General features: G+C 59.3%; 17 protein-coding genes. 8 read left to right on the top strand and 9 right to left on the bottom strand.

The window, feature by feature from the left end:
• Positions 1-58: 58 nt before the first annotated feature.
• The 4 genes from ICY20_RS06345 to ICY20_RS06330 all read right to left on the bottom strand — a co-directional run bounded on the left by ICY20_RS06345 (position 59) and on the right by ICY20_RS06330 (position 3639).
• Entirely contained in the window at positions 59-544 is a 486-nt protein-coding gene (locus tag ICY20_RS06345) for a thioesterase family protein (protein WP_194937160.1), read from the bottom strand.
• Positions 545-656: 112 nt separating this feature from the next.
• The gene (locus ICY20_RS06340; protein ID WP_194937159.1) at positions 657-1622 is read right to left on the bottom strand and encodes an L-carnitine dehydrogenase; all 966 of its coding nucleotides are present in this window, start codon (positions 1620-1622) and stop codon (positions 657-659) included.
• Positions 1623-1745: 123 nt separating this feature from the next.
• Positions 1746-2633 carry a BKACE family enzyme gene (locus tag ICY20_RS06335; RefSeq protein ID WP_159963400.1) on the bottom strand — a complete coding sequence of 296 codons (888 nt, stop codon included), beginning with the start codon at positions 2631-2633 and terminating at the stop codon, positions 1746-1748.
• 73 nt (positions 2634-2706) lie between these two features.
• Positions 2707-3639: a choline ABC transporter substrate-binding protein gene (locus tag ICY20_RS06330; protein WP_159963401.1), complete on the bottom strand. Its 933-nt coding sequence runs from the start codon at positions 3637-3639 to the stop codon at positions 2707-2709.
• Between the two features lie 193 nt (positions 3640-3832).
• Between ICY20_RS06330 and ICY20_RS06325 the strand changes: the two genes are divergently transcribed.
• Positions 3833-4783 carry a GlxA family transcriptional regulator gene (locus ICY20_RS06325; RefSeq protein WP_194937158.1) on the top strand — a complete coding sequence of 317 codons (951 nt, stop codon included), beginning with the start codon at positions 3833-3835 and terminating at the stop codon, positions 4781-4783.
• Here the strand turns inward: ICY20_RS06325 and ICY20_RS28305 are convergent.
• Complete coding sequence (locus ICY20_RS28305; RefSeq protein WP_159963403.1) at positions 4780-7488, bottom strand: RHS repeat-associated core domain-containing protein; 2709 nt, start codon at positions 7486-7488, stop codon at positions 4780-4782. The two genes, ICY20_RS06325 and ICY20_RS28305, sit on opposite strands and share 4 nt — an antisense overlap.
• Before the next feature lie 272 nt (positions 7489-7760).
• On the opposite strand from ICY20_RS28305, the gene ICY20_RS06315 reads away from it, so the two are divergent.
• Complete coding sequence (locus ICY20_RS06315; RefSeq protein ID WP_159963404.1) at positions 7761-8939, top strand: ATP-binding protein; 1179 nt, start codon at positions 7761-7763, stop codon at positions 8937-8939.
• A gap of 125 nt (positions 8940-9064) precedes the next feature.
• Here the strand turns inward: ICY20_RS06315 and ICY20_RS06310 are convergent, their stop codons facing one another.
• Genes ICY20_RS06310 through ICY20_RS06300 form a run of 3 tightly spaced genes read right to left on the bottom strand, consistent with a single transcriptional unit; the run spans position 9065 to position 10432 of the window.
• The gene (locus ICY20_RS06310; RefSeq protein ID WP_159962971.1) at positions 9065-9481 is read right to left on the bottom strand and encodes a DUF3010 family protein; all 417 of its coding nucleotides are present in this window, start codon (positions 9479-9481) and stop codon (positions 9065-9067) included.
• Between the two features lie 27 nt (positions 9482-9508).
• A complete protein-coding gene (locus ICY20_RS06305; RefSeq protein WP_194937157.1) occupies positions 9509-9991 on the bottom strand; it encodes a DUF3592 domain-containing protein in 483 nt (160 codons plus the stop codon).
• Between the two features lie 39 nt (positions 9992-10030).
• A complete protein-coding gene (locus tag ICY20_RS06300; protein WP_159962973.1) occupies positions 10031-10432 on the bottom strand; it encodes a lysozyme inhibitor LprI family protein in 402 nt (133 codons plus the stop codon).
• 219 nt (positions 10433-10651) lie between these two features.
• Between ICY20_RS06300 and ICY20_RS06295 the strand changes: the two genes are divergently transcribed.
• The 6 genes from ICY20_RS06295 to etfB all read left to right on the top strand — a co-directional run bounded on the left by ICY20_RS06295 (position 10652) and on the right by etfB (position 18389).
• Entirely contained in the window at positions 10652-11629 is a 978-nt protein-coding gene (locus ICY20_RS06295; protein WP_015373138.1) for a dipeptidase, read from the top strand.
• Positions 11630-11684: 55 nt separating this feature from the next.
• The gene (locus ICY20_RS06290) at positions 11685-12215 is read left to right on the top strand and encodes a DUF5943 domain-containing protein (protein WP_122512650.1); all 531 of its coding nucleotides are present in this window, start codon (positions 11685-11687) and stop codon (positions 12213-12215) included.
• 15 nt (positions 12216-12230) lie between these two features.
• A complete protein-coding gene (gene dgcA, locus ICY20_RS06285; protein ID WP_122487180.1) occupies positions 12231-14291 on the top strand; it encodes a dimethylglycine demethylation protein DgcA in 2061 nt (686 codons plus the stop codon).
• Between the two features lie 153 nt (positions 14292-14444).
• Entirely contained in the window at positions 14445-16388 is a 1944-nt protein-coding gene (dgcB, locus tag ICY20_RS06280) for a dimethylglycine demethylation protein DgcB (RefSeq protein ID WP_159962975.1), read from the top strand.
• Positions 16388-17608, top strand: coding sequence for an electron transfer flavoprotein subunit alpha (gene etfA / locus ICY20_RS06275; RefSeq protein WP_159962976.1), 1221 nt, complete (start codon positions 16388-16390; stop codon positions 17606-17608). The genes dgcB and etfA overlap by 1 nt, the downstream gene beginning before the upstream one ends.
• Positions 17609-17618: 10 nt before the next feature.
• Positions 17619-18389 (top strand): electron transfer flavoprotein subunit beta, encoded by a 771-nt coding sequence (etfB, locus tag ICY20_RS06270; RefSeq protein WP_159962977.1) that lies wholly within the window; start codon positions 17619-17621, stop codon positions 18387-18389.
• Between the two features lie 121 nt (positions 18390-18510).
• Here the strand turns inward: etfB and ICY20_RS06265 are convergent, their stop codons facing one another.
• The gene (locus ICY20_RS06265) at positions 18511-20448 is read right to left on the bottom strand and encodes a secretin N-terminal domain-containing protein (RefSeq protein WP_194937156.1); all 1938 of its coding nucleotides are present in this window, start codon (positions 20446-20448) and stop codon (positions 18511-18513) included.
• Between the last annotated feature and the right edge of the window lie 2 nt (positions 20449-20450).

The raw sequence follows: 20450 nt of genomic DNA, 5'->3' as shown, positions 1-20450 counted from the left end.
GAAGGTTTGGTCACCCTCGGGATGTACGGCTCACACAAAACATTCTGCCCCGATCTTGTCACGGCTTGATCGGGGCTTTTTTTATGCCGATAACGCGGCCAAGCAGGTCGGGCAGCGGCAGGTCGGTTTGCTCCTGGCTGATCGCCCAGAGGCGTTGCAACGTGGTCTCGGTAAAGGGCGCCGAATGCGGGCCAGTGAGGTCGACGTGCAGCAGCATCTGCTCGTTGCCCGCCAACGCTTTCTCATCCCCCACTAAATGCAGGCTGTGATACAGGTGCAGGCGCTTGGCGTCATGGGCGATCAGTTGGGTGTGGACTTCGACTTCGGCGCCCAGTTTCACTTCGTGCAGGTAGTTCAGGTGCAGCTCCAGGGTGAACAATGAGTGGCCGCTGGCTTCGCGGTTTTGGCTGTCCAGGCCCAAGGTGTCCATCAGCGCATCGGTGGCGTAGCTGAAGATCAGCAGGTAGAACGCGTCGCGCAGGTGGCCGTTGTAGTCGACCCAGTCGGAATGGATCGCTGTTGTGTAAGTCGTCAGTGTAGGCATGGGATGTACTCGGTCAAAATGTGGGAGGGGGCTTGCTCCCGATAGCGGTGTGTCAGTCAGTACATCTGTTACTGATACACCGCTATCGGGAGCAAGCCCCCTCCCACATTGGTTATTCGGCGAAGGTCATACCGTGTTTTTCCTTCGTGGTTTTTACCGCTTCCAGCACCGCCAACAGGCAATCATCACGATAGCGCTCCAGCGCCGAAATGCTGTGTGTACCCAACTGATCGCTGGTGCCATCCACCACATCATCAATCAATTTGTCAGTCAGCTCGGGCGCCGGTAAATACGTCCACGGCAACTGCAACGCCGGCCCGAACTGCGCCATGAAGTGGCGCATGCCCGCATCCCCGCCCGCCAGGGTGTAGGTGAGGAACGTGCCCATGAACGACCAGCGCAGCCCCGCGCCAAAGCGGATCGCATCGTCGATCTCGCCGGTGGTGGCCACGCCGTCATTTACCAGGTGCAGCGCCTCACGCCAGAGCGCTTCCAGCAGGCGGTCGGCAATAAACCCAGGCACTTCCTTGCGCACATGCAAGGGGCGCATGCCCAAGGATTCATACACCTTGATCGCCGCCTGAATCGCCTCGGGTGCAGTGTTCTTGCCGCCGACCACCTCCACCAGCGGCAGCAGGTAAACCGGGTTGAACGGGTGGCCGACCACGCAGCGTTCCGGGTGGGTTGAGCTCTCGTAGAACTCGCTTGGCAACAGGCCTGAAGTGCTGGAGCCAATCAGCGCGTTGGGCTTTGCCGCTGCGCTGATTTTGCTGTGCAAATCCAGTTTCAGTTCGAGGCGTTCCGGGGCGCTCTCCTGGATGAAGTCGGCGTCTTTTACGCATTCTTCGATGGTGGCGACAAAGCGCAGGCGGTCCTGGGAGGCACCGGGGGCGAGGCCCTGCTTCTCAAGCGCGCCCCAGGCGTTGGCGACGCGTTTGCGCAGGGCGGCTTCGGCGCCGGGGGCCGGGTCCCAGGCGACTACATCCAGGCCGTGGGCGAGGGCGCGGGATACCCAGCCACTGCCGATGACACCGCTGCCGAGGGCGGCGAAGGTTTTGATTTCGGTGATAAAGCTCATTGGCGACAATCCTGAATAATGTGAGTTACCCCTGTGGAGGGGGCTTGCTCCCGATAGCGGTGTGTCAGTCACTATATTTTTGGCTGACACACCTCCATCGGGAGCAAGCCCCCTCCCACATTTTTATCCGCGTTGGGTCAGGCCCATTTTTATGCGCCCTTCGGCTGGGGTCATGACCCGCGCACCCAAGCGGCTGAGAATTTCACTGGCCCGTTCCACCAACTGCCCATTGGTCGCCAGCACGCCCTTGTCCAGCCACAGGTTGTCTTCCAGCCCCACCCGCACATTGCCCCCCAGCAACACCGCCTGCGCTGCCATCGGCATCTGCATACGGCCAATCCCAAACCCCGCCCACACCGCGTCGGCGGGCAGGTTGTCGACCATGGCTTTCATGGTGGTGGTATCGGCCGGCGCGCCCCAGGGGATGCCCAGGCACAGTTGGAACAGCGGGTTATCCAGCAGGCCTTCCTTGATCATTTGCTTGGCAAACCACAGGTGGCCGGTGTCGAAAATCTCCAGCTCGGCCTTTACGCCCAGCTCCTGGATACGCTTGGCACCCGCCCGCAACTGGGCCGGGGTGGACACGTAAATGGTGTCGCCATCGCCAAAGTTGAGCGTGCCGCAATCCAGGGTGCAGATTTCCGGCAGCAGCGCTTCCACGTGGGCCAGGCGGGTCAACGGGCCGACCAGGTCGGTGTTGGGGCCGAACTCCATCGGGTTCTCGCCGCCACCGATCTCAAGGTCGCCGCCCATGCCGGCGGTGAGGTTGACGATGATGTCGATATCGGCCTCGCGGATGCGCTCCATCACCTCGCGGTACAGCGCGACGTCACGGCTGAACTTGCCGGTCTCAGGGTCGCGCACATGGCAGTGCACAACGGTGGCGCCCGCCTTGGCGGCTTCCACGGCAGCGGCGGCGATTTGTTTGGGGGTGACCGGCACGTGGGGGCTGCGGCTGGTCGTGTCGCCAGCACCGGTGAGTGCGCAGGTGATGATGACGTCGTGGTTCATGGGGCGGTTCCTTACAGGCGTGGTGGTGCCGTTCGCGGTCGAAAGTGACCGCGAAACGGTGGTTGGAATGGGGTTACTTGCTGGTCAATTGCAAGTTGGCCGCAGCCGGTTTGCCGTCGAAGGTGGTCACGCCTTCGAGCCAGCGCGCCTGGTCTTGAGGATGATCCTTGAGCCACTGTTTGGCAGACTCGATGGCGTCCTTGTGATCCAGCAACGGCTGCATCATGCGGCTCTCGTCGGCGGCGGTGAAGGTGAGGTTGGTCAGCAATTTCTGCACGTTCGGGCATTGCTCGGCGTAGGTCGGCGCGGTGACTGTCCACACGGTGGCCATGCCTTCGTTCGGGCCCAGGGCGTCGTCGCTGCCGGTGAGGTAAGTCATGGCGACGTTGACGTTCATCGGGTGCGGCGCCCAACCGAAGAACACCACGGCTTCCTTGCGGCGTACCGCGCGGTCAACGGCGGCGAGCATGCCGGCCTCGCTGGACTCCACCAGTTGGAACTTGCCCAGGCCGAACTGGTTCTTGGCGATCATCGCCTTGATCTGCGTATTGGCGCCCGAGCCCGGCTCAATGCCGTAGATCTTGCCGCCCAGCTCTTTGTCGAACTTGGCGATATCGGCGAAGGTTTTCAGACCCTTGTCCGCCAGATAGGTCGGCACGGCGAGCGTGGCGCGGGCGTCTTCCAGGCTCGGTTTGTCGAGGACTTTGACCTGCTTGGCGTCCACAAAGGGCGTGATGGTCTGGGTCATCAGCGGGTTCCAGTAGCCCAGGAACATATCCAGGCGCTGGTCGCGGATGCCAGCGAAGATAATTTGCTGGGAGGCGCTGGTCTGTTTGGTCTTGTAGCCGAGGCCATCGAGCAACACTTGGGTCATGGCGCTGGTGGCGATCACGTCGGTCCAGTTCACCACGCCCATGCGCACGTTCTGGCAGGACGCCGCGTCGGCGGCCATCACGTTGGTGCTCAAGATGGCGCTGGCGCTGAGTGCGAGCATCAGTCGTTTCATGGTGGTTCCCTCGGCAGGTCGTTATTGTGGGGGCCGGCGTCTTTGCGCACCGTGACGCCACGTTACGCAAGCTTAGGGGCGATAAAACGCACGGCGGCGACCGGCTCTTGCACTGGAGCGACCTGCCCCCTTGAATCCACCCCGGAACGGGAGTATCACAGTGCCACGCTGCCCGCCTGACGAGAGCGCCACCATGTCCCAGGATTTCTACTTTCTGCTGATGCCAGGCTTCTCAGCCATTGGCTTTATCTCCGCGCTGGAGCCATTGCGGGTGGCCAACCGCTTTCGGGGTGAGTTGTACCGCTGGCACGTGCTGAGTGCCGATGGTGGTGCGGTATTGGCGAGCAATGGCATGTCGGTGAACGCCGATGCGGCGCTGGAACCGTTGAAGAAGGGCGCGACATTGTTGGTGGTCGCCGGCTTCGAACCCTTGAAGTTCACCACGCCTGCGCTGGAACACTGGCTGCGCCGCCTCGATCACGACGGCGTCACCCTCGGCGCGATCGATACTGGCGCTTGCGTACTCGCCGAAGCGGGCTTGCTCGACGGTCACCGCCTGACTCTGCACTGGGAAGCCATCGACGCTTTCAAGGAATCTTATCCACAGCTCACCGTGACCCAGGAATTGTTCGAGATCGACCGCCGCCGCATCACCTGCGCCGGCGGCACCGCCTCCATCGACCTGATGCTCGACCTGATCGCCCAGGCCCACGGCTCGGAGCTTGCGATCCAGGTCTCCGAGCAATTCGTGCTCGGCCGCATCCGCCCACGCAAAGACCACCAGCGCATGCAGATCGCCACGCGCTACGGCATCAACAACAAGAAACTGGTGCATGTGATTGGCGAGATGGAACAACACAGCGAACCACCGCTGACCACCCTGGCCCTGGCCGAGTTGATCAAAGTCACGCGCCGCCAACTGGAACGCCTGTTTCGTCTGCACCTGAACGACACCCCCAGCAACTTCTACTTGGGCCTACGCCTGGAAAAAGCCCGGCAGCTGTTGCGTCAAAGCGACATGAGCGTGCTGGAGGTGAGCATTGCGTGCGGGTTTGAGTCGCCGTCGTATTTCACCCGTAGTTATCGGGCGCGGTTTGCGAAATGTCCGAGGGAGGATCGGCGACAGACGATTGAGTTGATCTAGTGGTGTTTGTAGAACAGTGAGGAAAAAGCCGCCACGCTTTCTGCATTATTAGCGATTACGGCGATACGCACGGCACTGTTCTTTTTGAATGCAGCCATTCTATGGATATGCGGCCAGGGTGCTAACTGTTCCGAGCCATGTATGCTGTCAACAAGCGTGGTGTAAGAGGTTTTCTGGTAGTTGTTCATGTTTTCTTCATTTGGAGAGCTATTTGCTATCGCAGAGGATGAAGTAAGCACTAACGTATCATGCTGTTTTATTTCCTCATGGGTTTCTACTTTTGAACTATTTGCGTTGAGGTACCAGAAATCTTTTGTGCCCGAGTATAAGTGTGTGGCCTCATGGAGAATCAGTCGGGATTTAAAAACTCGATTTGTGTTTTTTACATTTTGATGCATGTAAATCATTTTTTGTTCCTGCGGTATGTTTCCGGGTACATGGGCTGAGACAGACGGGTTTTTAGGGTCGGCTGTCGTAAACACAAACCTTGAATAGTTTTCAGTGCGGTCCTTTTTAAGGCCGAATAGAGTTTTTTCTAAAACGCCTGAAAGGGCTGCGGCAGCAGATTTTTTTGTTGCTTCATTGTTTATAATGTCTGAACCGAATAAATGCTTAAGTTTATCCGTGGTGTCTGCCGAAAGCACTTCTTCGTTGAGTGCGACTAACGCCCGCTCACCTATTTCTATTGCGGTATTTGCAGCGCCTATGAAATCAGACTTATCGGGTTCTGAAAGTTCGTCTGGGTTTCTGTGGGTAATATGTTGCTTGTTGTTGGAAAGTTTGGTTTCGTGTTCATTCAGTACGTCGAATGCTGCAAGCCCATAACTGTCCGTAAATCTCACCGGATTGTTGTGCGTCATCGGATAAGTATTCAGACCGTCATGGCTGCCGAGGGGGTCTGGATTCAACCAGCGATGCAGCCAAGGTGCGTAATAGCGAAAGCCGTAATAATACAGACCTGTAATATCCCGTTCTTTCATGGCATATCGAATGGTCTTGAATTTTGCATCACTTTCGTTGGTTGCTGACCAACTGGCCGTACCGCCAAAAGCGTAGTAGCTTTCCTGGGTTAATAAACCCGCGTATTCGTTTAATTCCAGCATGCAGGAACCGAGGTGGTTGCCAAAGTTGTAGCGAATCTGGTTGTTGTTAACTCCGCGAGGGGGAGGGGAAACCCAATGCAAAGTGCGCGTGGCGTTATCGCCTATTTCAATGTTGATGACATGATGCTCATGCCCTAATGAATCCCGATGGATTTCCAGATTTGGCAAGTACCGTGTTTCACGGCGGTTGACTGTAGCGTTAGTAGTGCGTGTGCTGATCTTGCGAGCGCGTAGCCCTTGGGCACTGTATTGATAGTGCTCGCTGTCGCTGTCATTTGTGGGTCTGAGTAATAGTATTGTTTTAATAAGTTGGTTGCGTGTGTTCCAGGATAAAGAAGATGCGCCAGGATTCAATAGCTGAAGATTGCCATTGTCATCGAAACTGGAATCGACATCTGGGGTGCCGGTTTTAGTTTTTAACACGCTGCGATTGTTGTTAAGGGGGGTGATCATTTCACGCGTGTAAGAGTTATGCCCTTCATGAACTAGAGTATTCAAGTTTCCCGCTTCATCGTAGCTGAAGGTTTGTTTGTATGGCCACATTCGCGTCGGATCAAGTTGTGGACTATGCAGTTCCGGTAGCCCCGGACCTTGATTCGTCGGGATTGACTCCCGGCCAGTGGCTTCAATCAGATGATACAAAGTATTATATCGATAACTGTCAGTCGGCGTTGTGTGCCGGTTTCTAAAGTGACGGGCAGGTTGCGCGCTGTCGCTAATTCGAACGACATTGCCTACAGGGTCATAGTCGTAGTGGAAGTCTTGGTAGTAACGTAGGCCCAGGCGAGAGGTCAGTTGCAGCAATCGGCCATTCTGGGTGTCGTACCGCCGAAGCGTGCGAACCCCATTGCCCGCGGTTTCTTGCTCTAATTGGCCTGTAGCGTTGTAGATTCTCTGATTGAGCAACACCTTATCCGGCAAGCCTTCGCGCTTTAGTTCTATTTGCTCCAATTGGCCACAGACGTTGTAGCTCGTGAGTGTTTCATTGCGGCGGGCGTCCAGCTGGCTGACCACCGCCCCAGTCGCATCGAATTGCCAGCGAGTGGTCGCGACTTCGGTTTCTAGCAGCGCGTCTCGATCGTTCAATGCTTGCGGCCAGTTGGGCGTCGACAACGCGATCAGGAACTGTCGTGACTCGCTCAACACGTTGCCTGACAAGCCGTAGTCTGCGATGTGACGGCAACCAGCCGTATCATCGTGCCGTTTGAGTGCCCCACATTGATTATGCGCAGATGACTCATTGGTACTGTCGCCGTAGGTGAGGCGTTCGGTCACATTGGGCGGCTCGCCATCAGCCTTCTCGGTTATGAAAATCGGCCGCAGCAGGTTGTCGTACTCAATGTGAAGGTGAGAGTGCCTCCCGTCCCATTCACTCAGCAGTTCTCCCGCAACGCCCATAAGCCGCACCCGCCAGCCAGAGTCGACATTTTCGCTTCGCAGGGCATTGCCCGAGAGAGAATAAACGGTGGATAGGTTAGGCCCTTGCCCGTTGGCCCATAAGCGAGGGTCCCAATGGCTCGCTGCACGTGCGCTGTGATCAAATGTCTGGCGGGTGACTCGTGTTTCAGCCTGCTGGGCAGTATTCGTTCGATGATAGGCCACGCTCCGTACGCTCAGGCCACGGCCATCCCACACTGAAAGTGTCGGCGTGGCTGTGTGCAGAGCGTTAAGGCGCGCGTTCGACATTTGATAAGCACACCGGCTGGAGTAGGTGAGCTAAATTCTGACCCTCTTTGGTGATTAGGGTAACTGTGAAAAGTAACAGGTGCCTTGGGTGAGTGGGCGGTCGAAGGGCTTGATGTTTTGACTATGAACTATAGCTAATTATAGTTTGTGGTATAAATTATAGTCAGTTTGATAATTTGGTATAAGCCATGTCCAAACACAGCGGCTTCGTGTTCCGTCGCGCCACCCTGGCAAGCAGCATCGCTGACGGTTTGATGGGGGCTGGTATTCAAGATTTCACTTCTGGCCTGTTTCTCGCAGCGCCACGTCGCACCGGTAAAAGCACCTTTTTGCGGGAAGATTTGATACCGCAATGCCAGCTTCGGGGGTGGATAACCGTGTATGTCGATCTGTGGGCCGACAAAGAGAAAGATCCAGCCGAGTTGATTGCCAATGCCATCGCCGCTGCCCTGGTTCCCTATGAAAAGGGCATTCGCAAGTTGGCCAAGAACATCGGCATCGAGAAGTTAAGCTTTTTGCGTACCCTGTCCTGGGACTTTACCAAGCCACAGTTGCCGGTCGGTGCCACGCTGACCCAAGCGCTGGAACTGCTCCATAGTGCGGCAGAGAAACCCGTTGTGCTGGTGATTGACGAGGCGCAGCACGCGTTAACCAGCGAGTCAGGGCTCAATGCGATGTTTGCTTTAAGGGCTGCGAGGGAGCAGTTCAATCAAGGAAAAGTAGGAGAGGACACGGGGTTACGCCTAGTGTTTACCAGTTCCAATCGCGACAAACTTGCCCACATGATGTTGGTCAAAAGCCGCCCGTTTTTCGGCGCCTGCGTCACACCATTTCCACTGTTGAGTAAGGCGTTCACCCAAGCTTACACCTCGCATCTCAACGCGCTTCTCGCCACGACAAACCAGTTCAATGCTACTGATGTGGATGAAGCCTTTGAGCGGGTGGGGCGGCGTCCGGAGATGTTGCGTACCATCATTGGTGAAGTCGCGCTTGAGTTGGGAGAGGCGAGTAACCTGGGCCTACTGCTGCACAGCCGCGCCGAATCGTTGCGCGCTGGTGTGTGGACCGAATTCGAAAGTGCCTGGAACGCCCTGACCATCCCCCAGCGTGCGGTGCTGGAAGTGATGGTGGAACGTTCGCAAAGCGACGAACCCTTCGCCCCCTTTACCGACAGCACCCTCGCAGCGGTGAGCAAGAAACTGGAACAGATGGGCAGTGACGTGGTGCCTGGCACACAGACTATCCAGGCCTGCATCGACGCCCTGCGCGACAAGGAGCTGGTATGGAAGTCGAGCCGGGGAGGCTATGCCCTGGAAGACAAATCGTTCGGTGATTGGCTGCAATACAAGCGCCAGGCATCTATCTAAAAGACAACGCAGGCTAAAGGTGGGAGCGGGCTTGCTCGCGAAGGCGGTATGTCAGTTTCAGATGTACTGACTGACACACCGCCTTCGCGAGCAAGCCCGCTCCCACACTGGATCTCTGGTGTGGCTTATTTCTTCAGCAGGGCCGAGCATGCCGCTTTGTAGGCTTCATGCTGGTATTTGTTCAGGCTGGCCGGCAGCTCAAAGTTGTGCTTCTTGTTCTGTGCATTGATGGTCTGCGGCGACAGCAGCGTCACCTCCACACCGTCGAGCAACTGAAACACGCCCTCAATCTTGAACGTGGTCGGCCCACCCGCAAACTCACCCTTCTTGCTGCGCTTCTTGATCGCGATACGTTCAATGCCGTTGGCCTGCACAAACGCCTTCACCTGCGCGGCGAAGGCTTTGACGTTGGCCGCTTCATCGTCGTCTTCGAGGGCGATTTTCTTGGTGGCCAGGGCGATGTGAGTGAGCGCCTGGTTGTCCAGGGAGGCGACGGCGATGATGGCTTCGCTGCCTTTGATTTCGATGCCGCAGATGGTCATGTTCAAACCTATAGGAATAAGAGGGTGTCAGTAGTAGCGATCTTCGGCTTTGTGCTGATAAATCCGGTACACGGTCCAGGTGATCATCGCCCAGAACAGAAGTATCAGGCCGGCGCTGACGCTCATGATGTAGAAATTCGGCGAACTCGCATGAAAGTTGGCCTTGATGTTATGCACCGTCGGAAACCACTTTGAATAGACCACGGGCACCGGGTCTCCCACTTCGTAGCCAGGGTCTTCGACGTAGAAACTATTATTGACCATGCCGTCTTCACGTCGGCCTTCATGGCTGAACGTGTAATAGACGTTGGTACTTGAATGGCGGGGGCCGATGCTTTCCAGTTGGGTGATCTGCCCCACCGTTTCTATTGGGGCTGCCTTGATCAGCCCGTAGGGTGTGCCCCGGCTGATGGACAGAGACAGCATCAGCGCCAGAATCAAGGTGAACAGAAACAGCAGAACAGCGCGCGTGAACAGGAAATCCCGTTCCGCTTCGCGAGCGTAGTACATGTGACGTCCTTTTCATTGAATCAAGTTGCTTGAACCGGGTTAATCCTGCCCGATCGACTCCAAAAACTCCGAGCGCTCATCACTCATGCGCGCCAGGCAATCATTCACCGCAATCGCGTAGGCCTTGGTGCCGGTCACCGCCGGGAAGGTGTCTACGGCGCAATCGGCATCACGCAATTTCTCCCACTTCTGCTGGGCATCCTTCAGACGAGCGGTAATGTCCGACAGCTTGGTCTTGTCGCTGCCATAGGTGGAGGCCATGCGCTCCAGCAAACCTTGGTAGTTGTCTTTGAGCAGTTGCTCAGCAGTGGTTTTGTTGTAAGAGGCGCATTCCAGGGTTTGCTTGTCGTTTTCAATGCCATCACATGGCGTGCTGTCGGTGTCTTCGGCCGCATGGGCGGTGGTTGCGATGAGTGCCAAAGCCAGGAAAATCGATTTCATTGCGCCGTCTCATATCAGGTGATGCGGGAATTCTGGCTCAAGAGTAGGACAAAGAACAGCCGCCAGTCAGAGCTGTCATAGCAGCCTTTGTCGCGGATTGACGCTTTCGGCAATTCCCCTGTCGTTTTTGCACCCGGCTCGGGTTGCCCCTGGGCATATGCTGGCCCCAAAGCGCCGGCAGACGATTCGGCGCATGAATCGCCAATAAGGGGACGCCTGATGAGCCCAGCCGAATTGCACGCCGACAGCATCGTTATCGACGGGCTGATTATTGCCAAGTGGAACCGCGACCTGTTCGAGGACATGCGCAAAGGTGGCCTCACCGCTGCCAACTGCACCGTGTCGGTGTGGGAAGGGTTCCAGGCCACTATCAATAACATCGTGGCCAGCCAGACCCTGATCCGTGAAAACAGCGACTTGGTGATCCCGGTTAAAACCACCGCCGACATCCGCAAGGCCAAGGAGCAGGGCAAGACCGGCATCATCTTCGGCTTCCAGAACGCCCATGCGTTTGAAGACCAACTGGGTTATGTCGAGATCTTCAAGCAGCTCGGCGTCGGTGTGGTGCAGATGTGCTACAACACCCAGAACCTGGTGGGCACCGGTTGCTACGAGCGCGACGGCGGCCTGTCGGGTTTTGGTCGTGAGATCGTCGGCGAGATGAACCGCGTCGGCATCATGTGCGACCTGTCCCACGTGGGTTCCAAAACTTCCGAAGAAGTTATTCTCGAATCGAAAAAACCGGTGTGCTACTCCCACTGCCTGCCGTCCGGCCTTAAAGAGCACCCGCGCAACAAGTCCGATGAAGAACTCAAGTTCATCGCCGACCACGGCGGTTTTGTCGGCGTGACCATGTTTGCGCCGTTCCTGGCTAAAGGCATCGATTCGACCATCGACGACTACGCCGAAGCCATCGAATACACCATGAACATCGTCGGCGAAGACGCCATCGGCATCGGCACCGACTTCACCCAGGGCCATGGCCAGGATTTCTTCGAAATGCTGACCCATGACAAGGGCTACGCCCGCCGCCTGACCAGCTTCGGCAAGATCATCAACCCGCTGGGCATCCGCACCGTGGGCGAGTTCCCCAACCTCACTGAGACTCTGCTCAAGCGCGGCCACAGCGAACGCGTGGTGCGCAAGATCATGGGCGAAAACTGGGTCAACGTCCTGAAGGACGTCTGGGGCGAATAAGCCAGCGCATCACTGCGCACTCTCACTACAACAAATTTTCTGGAGTTAAGTTTCCATGGCCAAGATCGCCCCGCAATTACCTATCGAAGTCGACAGCGAAACCGGTGTCTGGACCTCTGACGCCCTGCCGATGCTGTACGTGCCGCGCCACTTTTTCGTCAACAACCACAAGGGTATCGAAGAGGTGTTGGGCGCCGACGCCTACGCCGAAATCCTTTACAAGGCCGGCTACAAATCCGCCTGGCACTGGTGTGAAAAAGAAGCCGAATGCCATGGGCTGGAAGGCGTTGCGGTGTTCGAACACTACATGAAGCGCCTGTCGCAACGCGGCTGGGGCCTGTTCAAGATCCAGGACATCGACCTCGACAAGGGCACCTGCAGCGTCAAGCTTGAGCACTCGGCTTTTGTCTACGTGTACGGCAAGGTCGGGCGCAAAGTGGACTACATGTTCACCGGCTGGTTTGCCGGCGCCATGGACCAGATTCTTGAAGCGCGCGGCAGCCAGATCCGCACCGTTGCAGAGCAAGTCTACGGAGGCTCCGAAGAGGGCCACGATGACGGCCTGTTCACCGTCAAGCCGTTGTAAGCCGAGGACCGTGCCATGGCTTTCGAAGCAATGTTTGCGCCGATTCAGATCGGCAAACTGACCATCCGCAACCGCGTGCTCAGTACCGCCCACGCCGAGGTGTATGCCACCGACGGCGGCATGACCACCGAGCGCTATGTTCAGTATTACGAAGAGAAAGCCAAGGGCGGTATCGGCCTGGCAATCTGCGGCGGCTCCTCGGTGGTGGCCATCGACAGCCCGCAGGAGTGGTGGAGTTCGGTGAACCTTTCCACCGACCGCATCATCCCGCACTTCCAGAACCTGGCCGACGCCATGCACAAGCATGGCGCCAAGATCATGATCCAGATTACCCACATGGGCCGTCGCTCGCGTTGGGACGGCTTTAACTGGCCGACGCTGATGTCGCCGTCCGGCGTGCGTGAGCCGGTGCACCGTGCTACCTGCAAGACCATCGAGCCGGAAGAAATCTGGCGCGTGATCGGCAACTACGCCCAGGCTGCGCGCCGTGCCAAGGCCGGTGGCCTGGACGGTGTGGAGTTGTCGGCGGTGCACCAGCACATGATCGACCAGTTCTGGAGCCCGCGGGTCAACAAGCGTACCGACGAATGGGGCGGCAGCTTTGAAGGCCGCATGAAGTTCGGCCTGGAAGTGTTGAAGGCCGTGCGCGCCGAGGTGGGTGACGATTTCTGCGTGGGCATGCGCCTGTGTGGTGACGAGTTCCACCCGGACGGCCTGTCCCACGAGGACATGAAGCAGATCGCCAAGTACTACGACGACACCGGCATGCTGGATTTCATCGGCGTGGTGGGTTCGGGTTGCGACACCCACAACACCCTGGCCAACGTGATTCCCAACATGAGCTACCCGCCGGAGCCGTTCTTGCACCTGGCGGCCGGTATCAAGGAAGTGGTCAAGGTCCCGGTGCTGCACGCGCAGAACATCAAAGACCCGAACCAGGCCACGCGCATTCTGGAAGGCGGCTACGTGGACATGGTCGGCATGACCCGTGCACACATCGCCGACCCGCACCTGATCGCCAAGATCAAGATGGGCCAGATCGACCAGATCAAGCAGTGCGTGGGCGCCAACTACTGCATCGACCGCCAGTACCAAGGGCTGGACGTGCTGTGCATCCAGAACGCCGCGACCTCCCGTGAATACATGGGCGTGCCGCACATCATCGAAAAATCCACCGGGGTCAAGCGCAAAGTCGTGGTGGTGGGTGCCGGCCCAGCCGGGATGGAAGCCGCACGGGTGGCCGCCGAACGTGGCCACGACGTGACCTTGTTCGAGAAAAAAGAATTTATTGGCGGGCAGATCACCACTGCTTCGAAAGCGCCGCAACGTGACCAGATTGCTGGCATCACCCGCTGGTTCCAATTGGAATTGGCGCGCCTGAAAGTCGACCTGCGCCTGGGCGTGGCGGCCGATGCCGACACCATCCTGGACCTGCGCCCGGACGTAGTCGTGCTGGCGGTGGGCGGGCATCCGTTCATCGAGCAAAACGAGCACTGGGGCGCGGCTGAAGGCCTGGTGGTAAGCAGCTGGGACGTGCTCGACGGCAAAGTCGCGCCGGGCAAGAACGTGCTGGTGTACGACACCATCTGCGAATTCACCGGCATGTCGGTGGCGGATTTCCTTGCAGACAAAGGCAGCCAGGTCGAGATCGTCACCGACGACATCAAGCCCGGCGTGGCCATCGGCGGTACGTCATTCCCGACTTACTACCGCAGCATGTACCCCAAAGAAGTGATCATGACCGGCGACATGATGCTGGAAAAGGTCTACCGCGAAGGCGACAAGCTGGTGGCGGTGCTGGAGAACGAATACACCGGCGCCAAAGAAGAGCGGGTGGTGGACCAGGTGGTGGTCGAGAACGGCGTGCGCCCTGATGAAGCCATCTACTACGGGCTCAAGGAAGGTTCGCGCAACAAGGGCCAGATCGACGTTGAAGCCTTGTTCGCGATCAAGCCGCAGCCGTGCTTGAGCGAGGCGGGCGAGGGCTACTTGCTGTTCCGCATCGGCGACTGCGTGGCGCAGCGCAACACCCACGCCGCGATCTATGACGCCCTGCGCTTGTGCAAGGATTTCTGACCCGACACCGAACCAAAGTGAACTCGGTCTAAATGTGGGAGGGGGCTTGCTCCCGATAGCGGTAGGTCAGCTACAGATGCATCAACTGACAATCTGCCATCGGGAGCAAGCCCCCTCCCACATTAGATCTGTGTGGTCTGTGGGAGCTTCACCATGTTGAACACCTTGCTGCCTATTCTCCTGTTTGCCGCCTTGGGCCTTGCCGTCCTTGGCGCACTGCGACGTGTCGCCATGTGGCGCCGTGGCCGCGCCTCCAAAGTCGACCTGCTCGGCGGCCTGTTGGCCATGCCCAAGCGCTACATGGTCGACCTGCACCACGTAGTCGCCCGCGACAAATACATCGCCAACACCCACGTCGCCACGGCGTTGGGCTTTGTGCTGTCGGCACTGCTGGCCATTCTGGTACACGGCTTCGGCCTGCAAAGCCGCATCCTTGGCTATGCCTTGCTGCTGGCCTCGGTGCTGATGTTTGTCGGCGCCACCTTCGTCTACCTGCGTCGGCGTAACCCGCCGTCGCGCTTGTCGAAAGGCCCGTGGATGCGCCTGCCGAAAAGCCTGATGGCGTTCTCGGTGAGCTTCTTCCTGCTGACGCTCCCTGTGGCCGGGATTTTGCCGGCGGACTTCGGCGGCTGGCTGCTCGCGGCATTGTTGAGCGTCGGCGTGCTGTGGGGCGTGAGCGAGATGTTCTTCGGCATGACCTGGGGCGGCCCGATGAAACACGCCTTCGCCGGTGCCCTGCACCTGGCCTGGCACCGCCGCGCTGAACGTTTTGGCGGCGGCCGTTCCACCGGTTTGAAACCGCTGGACCTCACCGATAAAACCGCGCCACTGGGCGTAGAAAAACCCAAGGACTTCACCTGGAACCAACTGCTCGGCTTCGACGCCTGCGTACAGTGCGGCAAGTGCGAAGCGGCGTGCCCGGCGTTTGCTGCCGGCCAGCCGCTGAACCCGAAAAAGCTGATTCAGGACATGGTCGTCGGCCTGGCCGGCGGCACCGATGCCAAGTTCGCCGGTAGCCCCTATCCGGGCAAAGCCATTGGCGAACACAGCGGCAACCCGCATCAACCGATCGTCAATGGCCTGGTGGACGCCGAGACCCTGTGGTCGTGCACCACCTGCCGCGCCTGCGTGGAAGAGTGCCCGATGATGATCGAGCACGTCGACGCCATCGTCGACATGCGCCGCCACCTCACCCTGGAAAAAGGTGCCACGCCGAACAAGGGCGCTGAAGTCTTGGAAAACCTCATCGCCACCGACAACCCCGGCGGCTTCGCACCGGGCGGTCGGCTGAACTGGGCGGCAGATTTGAACCTGCCGTTGCTCAGCGAAAAAGGCAGCTGCGACGTGCTGTTCTGGGTCGGCGATGGCGCGTTCGACATGCGCAACCAACGCACCCTGCGTGCGTTCGTCAAAGTGCTGAAAGCCGCCAAAGTGGACTTCGCCGTACTGGGCCTGGAAGAACGCGACAGCGGCGACGTGGCCCGTCGCCTGGGGGATGAAGCCACTTTCCAGCTGTTGGCCAAACGCAATATCCAGACCCTGGAAAAGTACTGCTTCAAGCGCATCGTCACCTGCGACCCCCATAGCTTCCACGTGCTGAAAAACGAATACGGCGCCTTCAACGGCAACTACATCGTGCAGCACCACAGCACCTTTATGGCCGAGCTGATCGGCGAAGGCGCGCTGAACCTGGGCCAGCACAAGGGCAACAGCGTGACCTATCACGACCCATGCTACCTGGGCCGCTACAACGGCGAATACGAGGCGCCGCGCCAAGTGCTAAGGGCGCTGGGCATCGAGGTCAAGGAGATGCAACGTTCGGGCTTCCGTTCGCGCTGCTGCGGCGGTGGCGGCGGGGCGCCGATTACCGACATTCCCGGCAAGCAACGTATCCCGGACATGCGCATGGACGACATTCGCGAAACCGGTGCCGAGTTGGTGGCGGTGGGGTGCCCGCAGTGCACCGCGATGCTCGAAGGTGTGGTTGAACCGCGCCCGTTGATCAAGGACATCGCAGAGCTGGTGGCCGACGCCTTGCTCGACGATGCTGCGCCCACCAAGGCCCCTATCAAGCGTGAACCTGCGGAGGTGCACTGATGAGCGACATTATCCGCCGCGACCCCCGGGCCGAATGGATCGCCCGCAACCGCTTGCACCCGCTGCATGCAGCCATGCAGCCGGTACAACACAGTTGGATGGGGCCTAACGGCGTCATCCGCAAGAACGTACATGGCGTCGGTTTTATCGGCCCCAACGGCATCAAGCGTATTGACCGTAGCGGCGCCCAACAAGGCGGCGCGGCCAAGCGTACGGCAGCAGTGGACGTGCAATTGCCGCTGCATCAGGTGCCTGCGCCGGCGTTCTACATCAACGTGGTACCCGACATGGTCGGCGGCCGCCTGAGCAGCCACGACCGTGACTTGCTTGGCCTGGCGCGTCAGTTGGCGGGCAGCGACGGTGCTGTTCTGGCGGTGGTGTTTGGTGAACATAAGGAAAGCGCGTTTGCGACCGCTGGTGTCGATCGCCTGCTGGTGCTGGAAGGCCACGAGTTCGACGGCTATTCACCTGAGCAACGCGTTCAAGGTTTACGGGCTGTGGATAACCAGTTCAACCCGCGCCACTGGTTGCTGCCGGACAGCCGCAGCGGTGGTGGTGAGTTGGGCCGGCGCTTTGCCGCGGCCCTCAAGGAGCGCCCGGCCACCCGCGTGTGGCAGATCAAGGGCGAGGAGTGCATCGGCCGCGCCGGTGCCGGCCAGCAAGACTTGGCTCGCTCGCTGCCACGCCTGATTTTGGCCGCCGTCGAATGCGCGGAACCGGTCAGCGAAACCCGTCACGAAGCGTTGCCCGTGGAGTTATCCACAACCTTGGCGCGCAGCCTGCCGCGTATTGAGGACCTCGGCGCGGTGGCGGTGGACCCGGCAGCGATTCCGATGGCCGAAGCAGAGTTTATTTTCTCTGGCGGCAACGGCGTGAAGGACTGGGCGCTGTTCCATCAGACCGCCGCTGCACTGGGGGCCACTGAAGGCGCCTCGCGGGTGGCGGTGGACGACGGCTTTATGGCCCGCGACCGTCAGGTCGGGGCCAGCGGCACCTGGGTTACCGCGCGGGTTTACGTGGCGGTGGGTATCTCGGGCGCGATCCAGCACCTGCAAGGCATTGGTGCCTGCGACAAGGTGGTGGCGATCAACCTCGACCCAAGCTGCGACATGATCAAGCGTGCCGACCTGTCGGTGATCGGCGAAAGCGCCGCGATTCTGCAAGCCTTGATCGCCGCGGTCGAGACCTACCGCAACGGCGCCAAGCGCGATGCGGCTTAAGGAAATGGCTATGAATACGAATGTAATCAGCCTGGTGTCCATCGGTGCCCACCCCACCTCCGGCCGCCCGCGCCGCGCCGAGCAAGATGCGCGTGCGGTGGAGCTGGGTTTGCAACTGGCTGGGGATAAGTTGCAGGTGCTGCACGCCGGCAACATCAATGAGCCAACCCTGCGCAGCTACCTCGGCATGGGCCTGCCGCAACTGCATGTGCTGGAGCAACCGGTGGGCAGCGATGCGTTGCCGGTGCTCAGTGAGTACCTGCGTGATGCCGGTGCCCACGTGGTACTTGCCGGCAGCCAGGCGGAAACCGGTGAAGGCTCGGGTATGTTGCCGTTTTTGCTCGCCGAGCAATTGGGCTGGCCGTTGATTGTCGGGCTGGCCCAAGTGGAGTCCATCGACGGTGGCGTGGCGCATGTGCTGCAAGCCTTGCCCCGTGGCCAGCGCCGGCGGTTGAAGGTGCGCTTGCCGTTCCTGGCCACGGTGGATAACGCCGCGCCCAAGCCACGCCAGAGTGCCTATGGCCCGGCGCAGCGCGGCGAGCTGGCGGCCCATGAGGTTGAGGTCGAAGCCGATGAGTTATTCACAGGCGCGGTACTGCAACCGGCCAAGCCTCGGCCCAAGCGTTTGAAGGTGATCAAGGCCAAGAGCGGTGCGGACCGGATGAAAGCGGCCACGGCCAAGGCCAGTGGCGGCGGCGGGCAGGTGCTCAAGGGCGTGAGCCCGGAGGAGGGCGCGCAGGCCATTCTCAAGTTGTTGGTTGAGGAAGGTGTCGTACGCTGACCCCAAACTCACCACAAAACTAACTGTGGGAGGGGGCTTGCTCCCGATGACGGTGTGTCAGCTACAGATGTATCAACTGACAGTCTGCCATCGGGGGCAAGCCCCCTCCCACATTGGATCTTCATTGTGTCTGAGGTGTTGGTGCCGGAGCAGGTGCTGGTTTGGGTACCAACTCCGGCAACGGCGCCGGCAGCGGTGCCCAGTTGGCATCCGGCTGTTGCATCGGCGGTGGCAGCGCAGGTGTCGGGTCGCCGCCGGTGGGCTTGAGGATCATCTTCTCGGTCGTATCACGCAAAATCATCCCCTCCGTCGAACTGCGCGCCTCGGTGCCGCTGTGGAAGGTGCTGATCTGCGAGATCGGCAGGTCCAGATTGCGTTCGATCCTGGGCGTGAGCAGCAGGATGATCTCGGTCTTCTGCTGGGTGTTCTGGTTAGTGCCGAACAGTTTTTTGCCGATCCACGGAATTTGGCTCAGCCACGGCAGGCCTGTCCCTTCGTCGGTATCGGCAGTGCGGATGAGCCCCGAGACAATCTGGGTTTCATTGTTGCGGGCGGTCAGCAGCGTCTTGGTGGCGCGCGAGCCCAGTTCGAAGGTCGCCGGTACGTTCTCGGAACCGGGGATGCGTTTGGTGATATGGCTCATTTCCACATCCACTTCCAGGTTTACCTCATCGCTCAGGCTGATAATGGGCTTGACCGTGATTTGCAGGCCGACGTCCTGGTAGGCCACGGATGACGTGGTGATCTGGTTGGCCGTGGTGGTGGTCACCACCGGGATCTTGTCACCGATTTTGACCTGGGCTTCTTCCCGGTTGCGCACCCGCACGCGAGGGTTGGCGAGGGTCACGGTATTGCCGCTGCGCTGCAGCATATTGATGCGCGCCGAGGTGCTGCCCGAGTCCAGCAGGATGTTGTCGCCATTGATGCCGCGTAGCGCACTGATGGGGGTGCCGGCCAGCCCGGCCGGCACATTGGCCAGGTTGCCCACCGACAGGCCGATGCTCTCCGGGTACTTGATGCCCAGGTTCAGTTCGTCCGTTAGGCTGACCTCCAGCACCTGGATGTCCACGGTCACTTCGGACTGCGCGATATCAATGGCCTCCACCATCTTTTCCACGGCGCTCAAAGTGTCCAACCCATCGCGCACGATCACCGCATTCAGGCGCTCATCCACCAGTACTTCCTTGGGTTTAAGTACCTGCTTGATCTCGGCGGCGACGATCTTGGCGTCACCGTGGCTGAGGTAAAACGTGCGCACCGCCAACTCGCGGTATTCGCGTTCTTTGTCGGGGCGCCGGGGGTAAACCAGAATGGTGTTTTGGTTGAGGATTTTCTTCTCCAGGCCCTGGGTGGTCAGCAGCAGGTTCAACGCATCTTCGGCGGTGGTACGCGTGGCCGTCATGCTGGCGGCAGCGCTGGGGTTGACGTCCTTGTCGATGACAAAGTTGACCCCCGACAGGCGGGCGATGGTCTCGAAGATCGTGCTCAGGCTTTGGGAACTGAACTCCAGGCTCAGGGGCTTGCGCATAGCGTCGGACAGGTTGGCGCTCAGGTAGTCGGCACTCACCAGTTCGCGGGTCAGGGCATTGCGAAAATCCAGCGCCTCTCGGTAGTTGGGTTTTTGCGCGATGATCTGGCGTACCAGGTTAAGAGCCTCCACCGGGTTGGCGCGTTTCATTTCATAGGCCCGCGCCAATTGCGGGCGCAGGTGTTTCATGGCCTGGATGCTTTGGATTTCCTGGCGGGCGCCGAGGTTGCTGGGGTCGTATTTGAGGATGGTTTCCAGGGCGCGTATGGCGCCAGTGTCATCGCCACGCATCAGGGCGGTGCTGGCCTCACGGCTGTATTGGGCTACCAGCAGTTCGAGTTTGCCGAACTGTGCGATGCGCAATTGAATATCGTCGGGATCTTCCTTGGCTTCGGCTTGCAGCACTTCTACCGAACGAACGATATCGCCCTGCTGGCGCAAGGCTTCGCTTTCTTTGAGCGCCCTTTGTGTCTCGCAGCCGCTTGCCAGTATCAGCACCAGGCTCAGGGGCAACAGCGTACGTAGCGTCATGA

Origin of the sequence: Pseudomonas pisciculturae, assembly GCF_015461805.1 — a bacterium.
Taxonomy (GTDB): Bacteria; Pseudomonadota; Gammaproteobacteria; order Pseudomonadales; family Pseudomonadaceae; genus Aquipseudomonas; species Aquipseudomonas pisciculturae.
This window is presented reverse-complemented; position numbering and strand designations above follow the sequence as displayed.

Bases quoted from the DNA above. Each gene is read 5' to 3' on its own strand.
- ICY20_RS06345 (WP_194937160.1), bottom strand. From the start codon at position 544: ATGCCTACACTGACGACTTACACAACAGCGATCCATTCCGACTGGGTC.
- ICY20_RS06340 (WP_194937159.1), bottom strand. From the start codon at position 1,622: ATGAGCTTTATCACCGAAATCAAAACCTTCGCCGCCCTCGGCAGCGGT.
- ICY20_RS06335 (WP_159963400.1), bottom strand. From the start codon at position 2,633: ATGAACCACGACGTCATCATCACCTGCGCACTCACCGGTGCTGGCGAC.
- ICY20_RS06330 (WP_159963401.1), bottom strand. From the start codon at position 3,639: ATGAAACGACTGATGCTCGCACTCAGCGCCAGCGCCATCTTGAGCACC.
- ICY20_RS06325 (WP_194937158.1), top strand. From the start codon at position 3,833: ATGTCCCAGGATTTCTACTTTCTGCTGATGCCAGGCTTCTCAGCCATT.
- ICY20_RS06315 (WP_159963404.1), top strand. From the start codon at position 7,761: ATGTCCAAACACAGCGGCTTCGTGTTCCGTCGCGCCACCCTGGCAAGC.
- ICY20_RS06310 (WP_159962971.1), bottom strand. From the start codon at position 9,481: ATGACCATCTGCGGCATCGAAATCAAAGGCAGCGAAGCCATCATCGCC.
- ICY20_RS06305 (WP_194937157.1), bottom strand. From the start codon at position 9,991: ATGTACTACGCTCGCGAAGCGGAACGGGATTTCCTGTTCACGCGCGCT.
- ICY20_RS06300 (WP_159962973.1), bottom strand. From the start codon at position 10,432: ATGAAATCGATTTTCCTGGCTTTGGCACTCATCGCAACCACCGCCCAT.
- ICY20_RS06295 (WP_015373138.1), top strand. From the start codon at position 10,652: ATGAGCCCAGCCGAATTGCACGCCGACAGCATCGTTATCGACGGGCTG.
- ICY20_RS06290 (WP_122512650.1), top strand. From the start codon at position 11,685: ATGGCCAAGATCGCCCCGCAATTACCTATCGAAGTCGACAGCGAAACC.
- dgcA (WP_122487180.1), top strand. From the start codon at position 12,231: ATGGCTTTCGAAGCAATGTTTGCGCCGATTCAGATCGGCAAACTGACC.
- dgcB (WP_159962975.1), top strand. From the start codon at position 14,445: ATGTTGAACACCTTGCTGCCTATTCTCCTGTTTGCCGCCTTGGGCCTT.
- etfA (WP_159962976.1), top strand. From the start codon at position 16,388: ATGAGCGACATTATCCGCCGCGACCCCCGGGCCGAATGGATCGCCCGC.
- etfB (WP_159962977.1), top strand. From the start codon at position 17,619: ATGAATACGAATGTAATCAGCCTGGTGTCCATCGGTGCCCACCCCACC.
- ICY20_RS06265 (WP_194937156.1), bottom strand. From the start codon at position 20,448: ATGACGCTACGTACGCTGTTGCCCCTGAGCCTGGTGCTGATACTGGCA.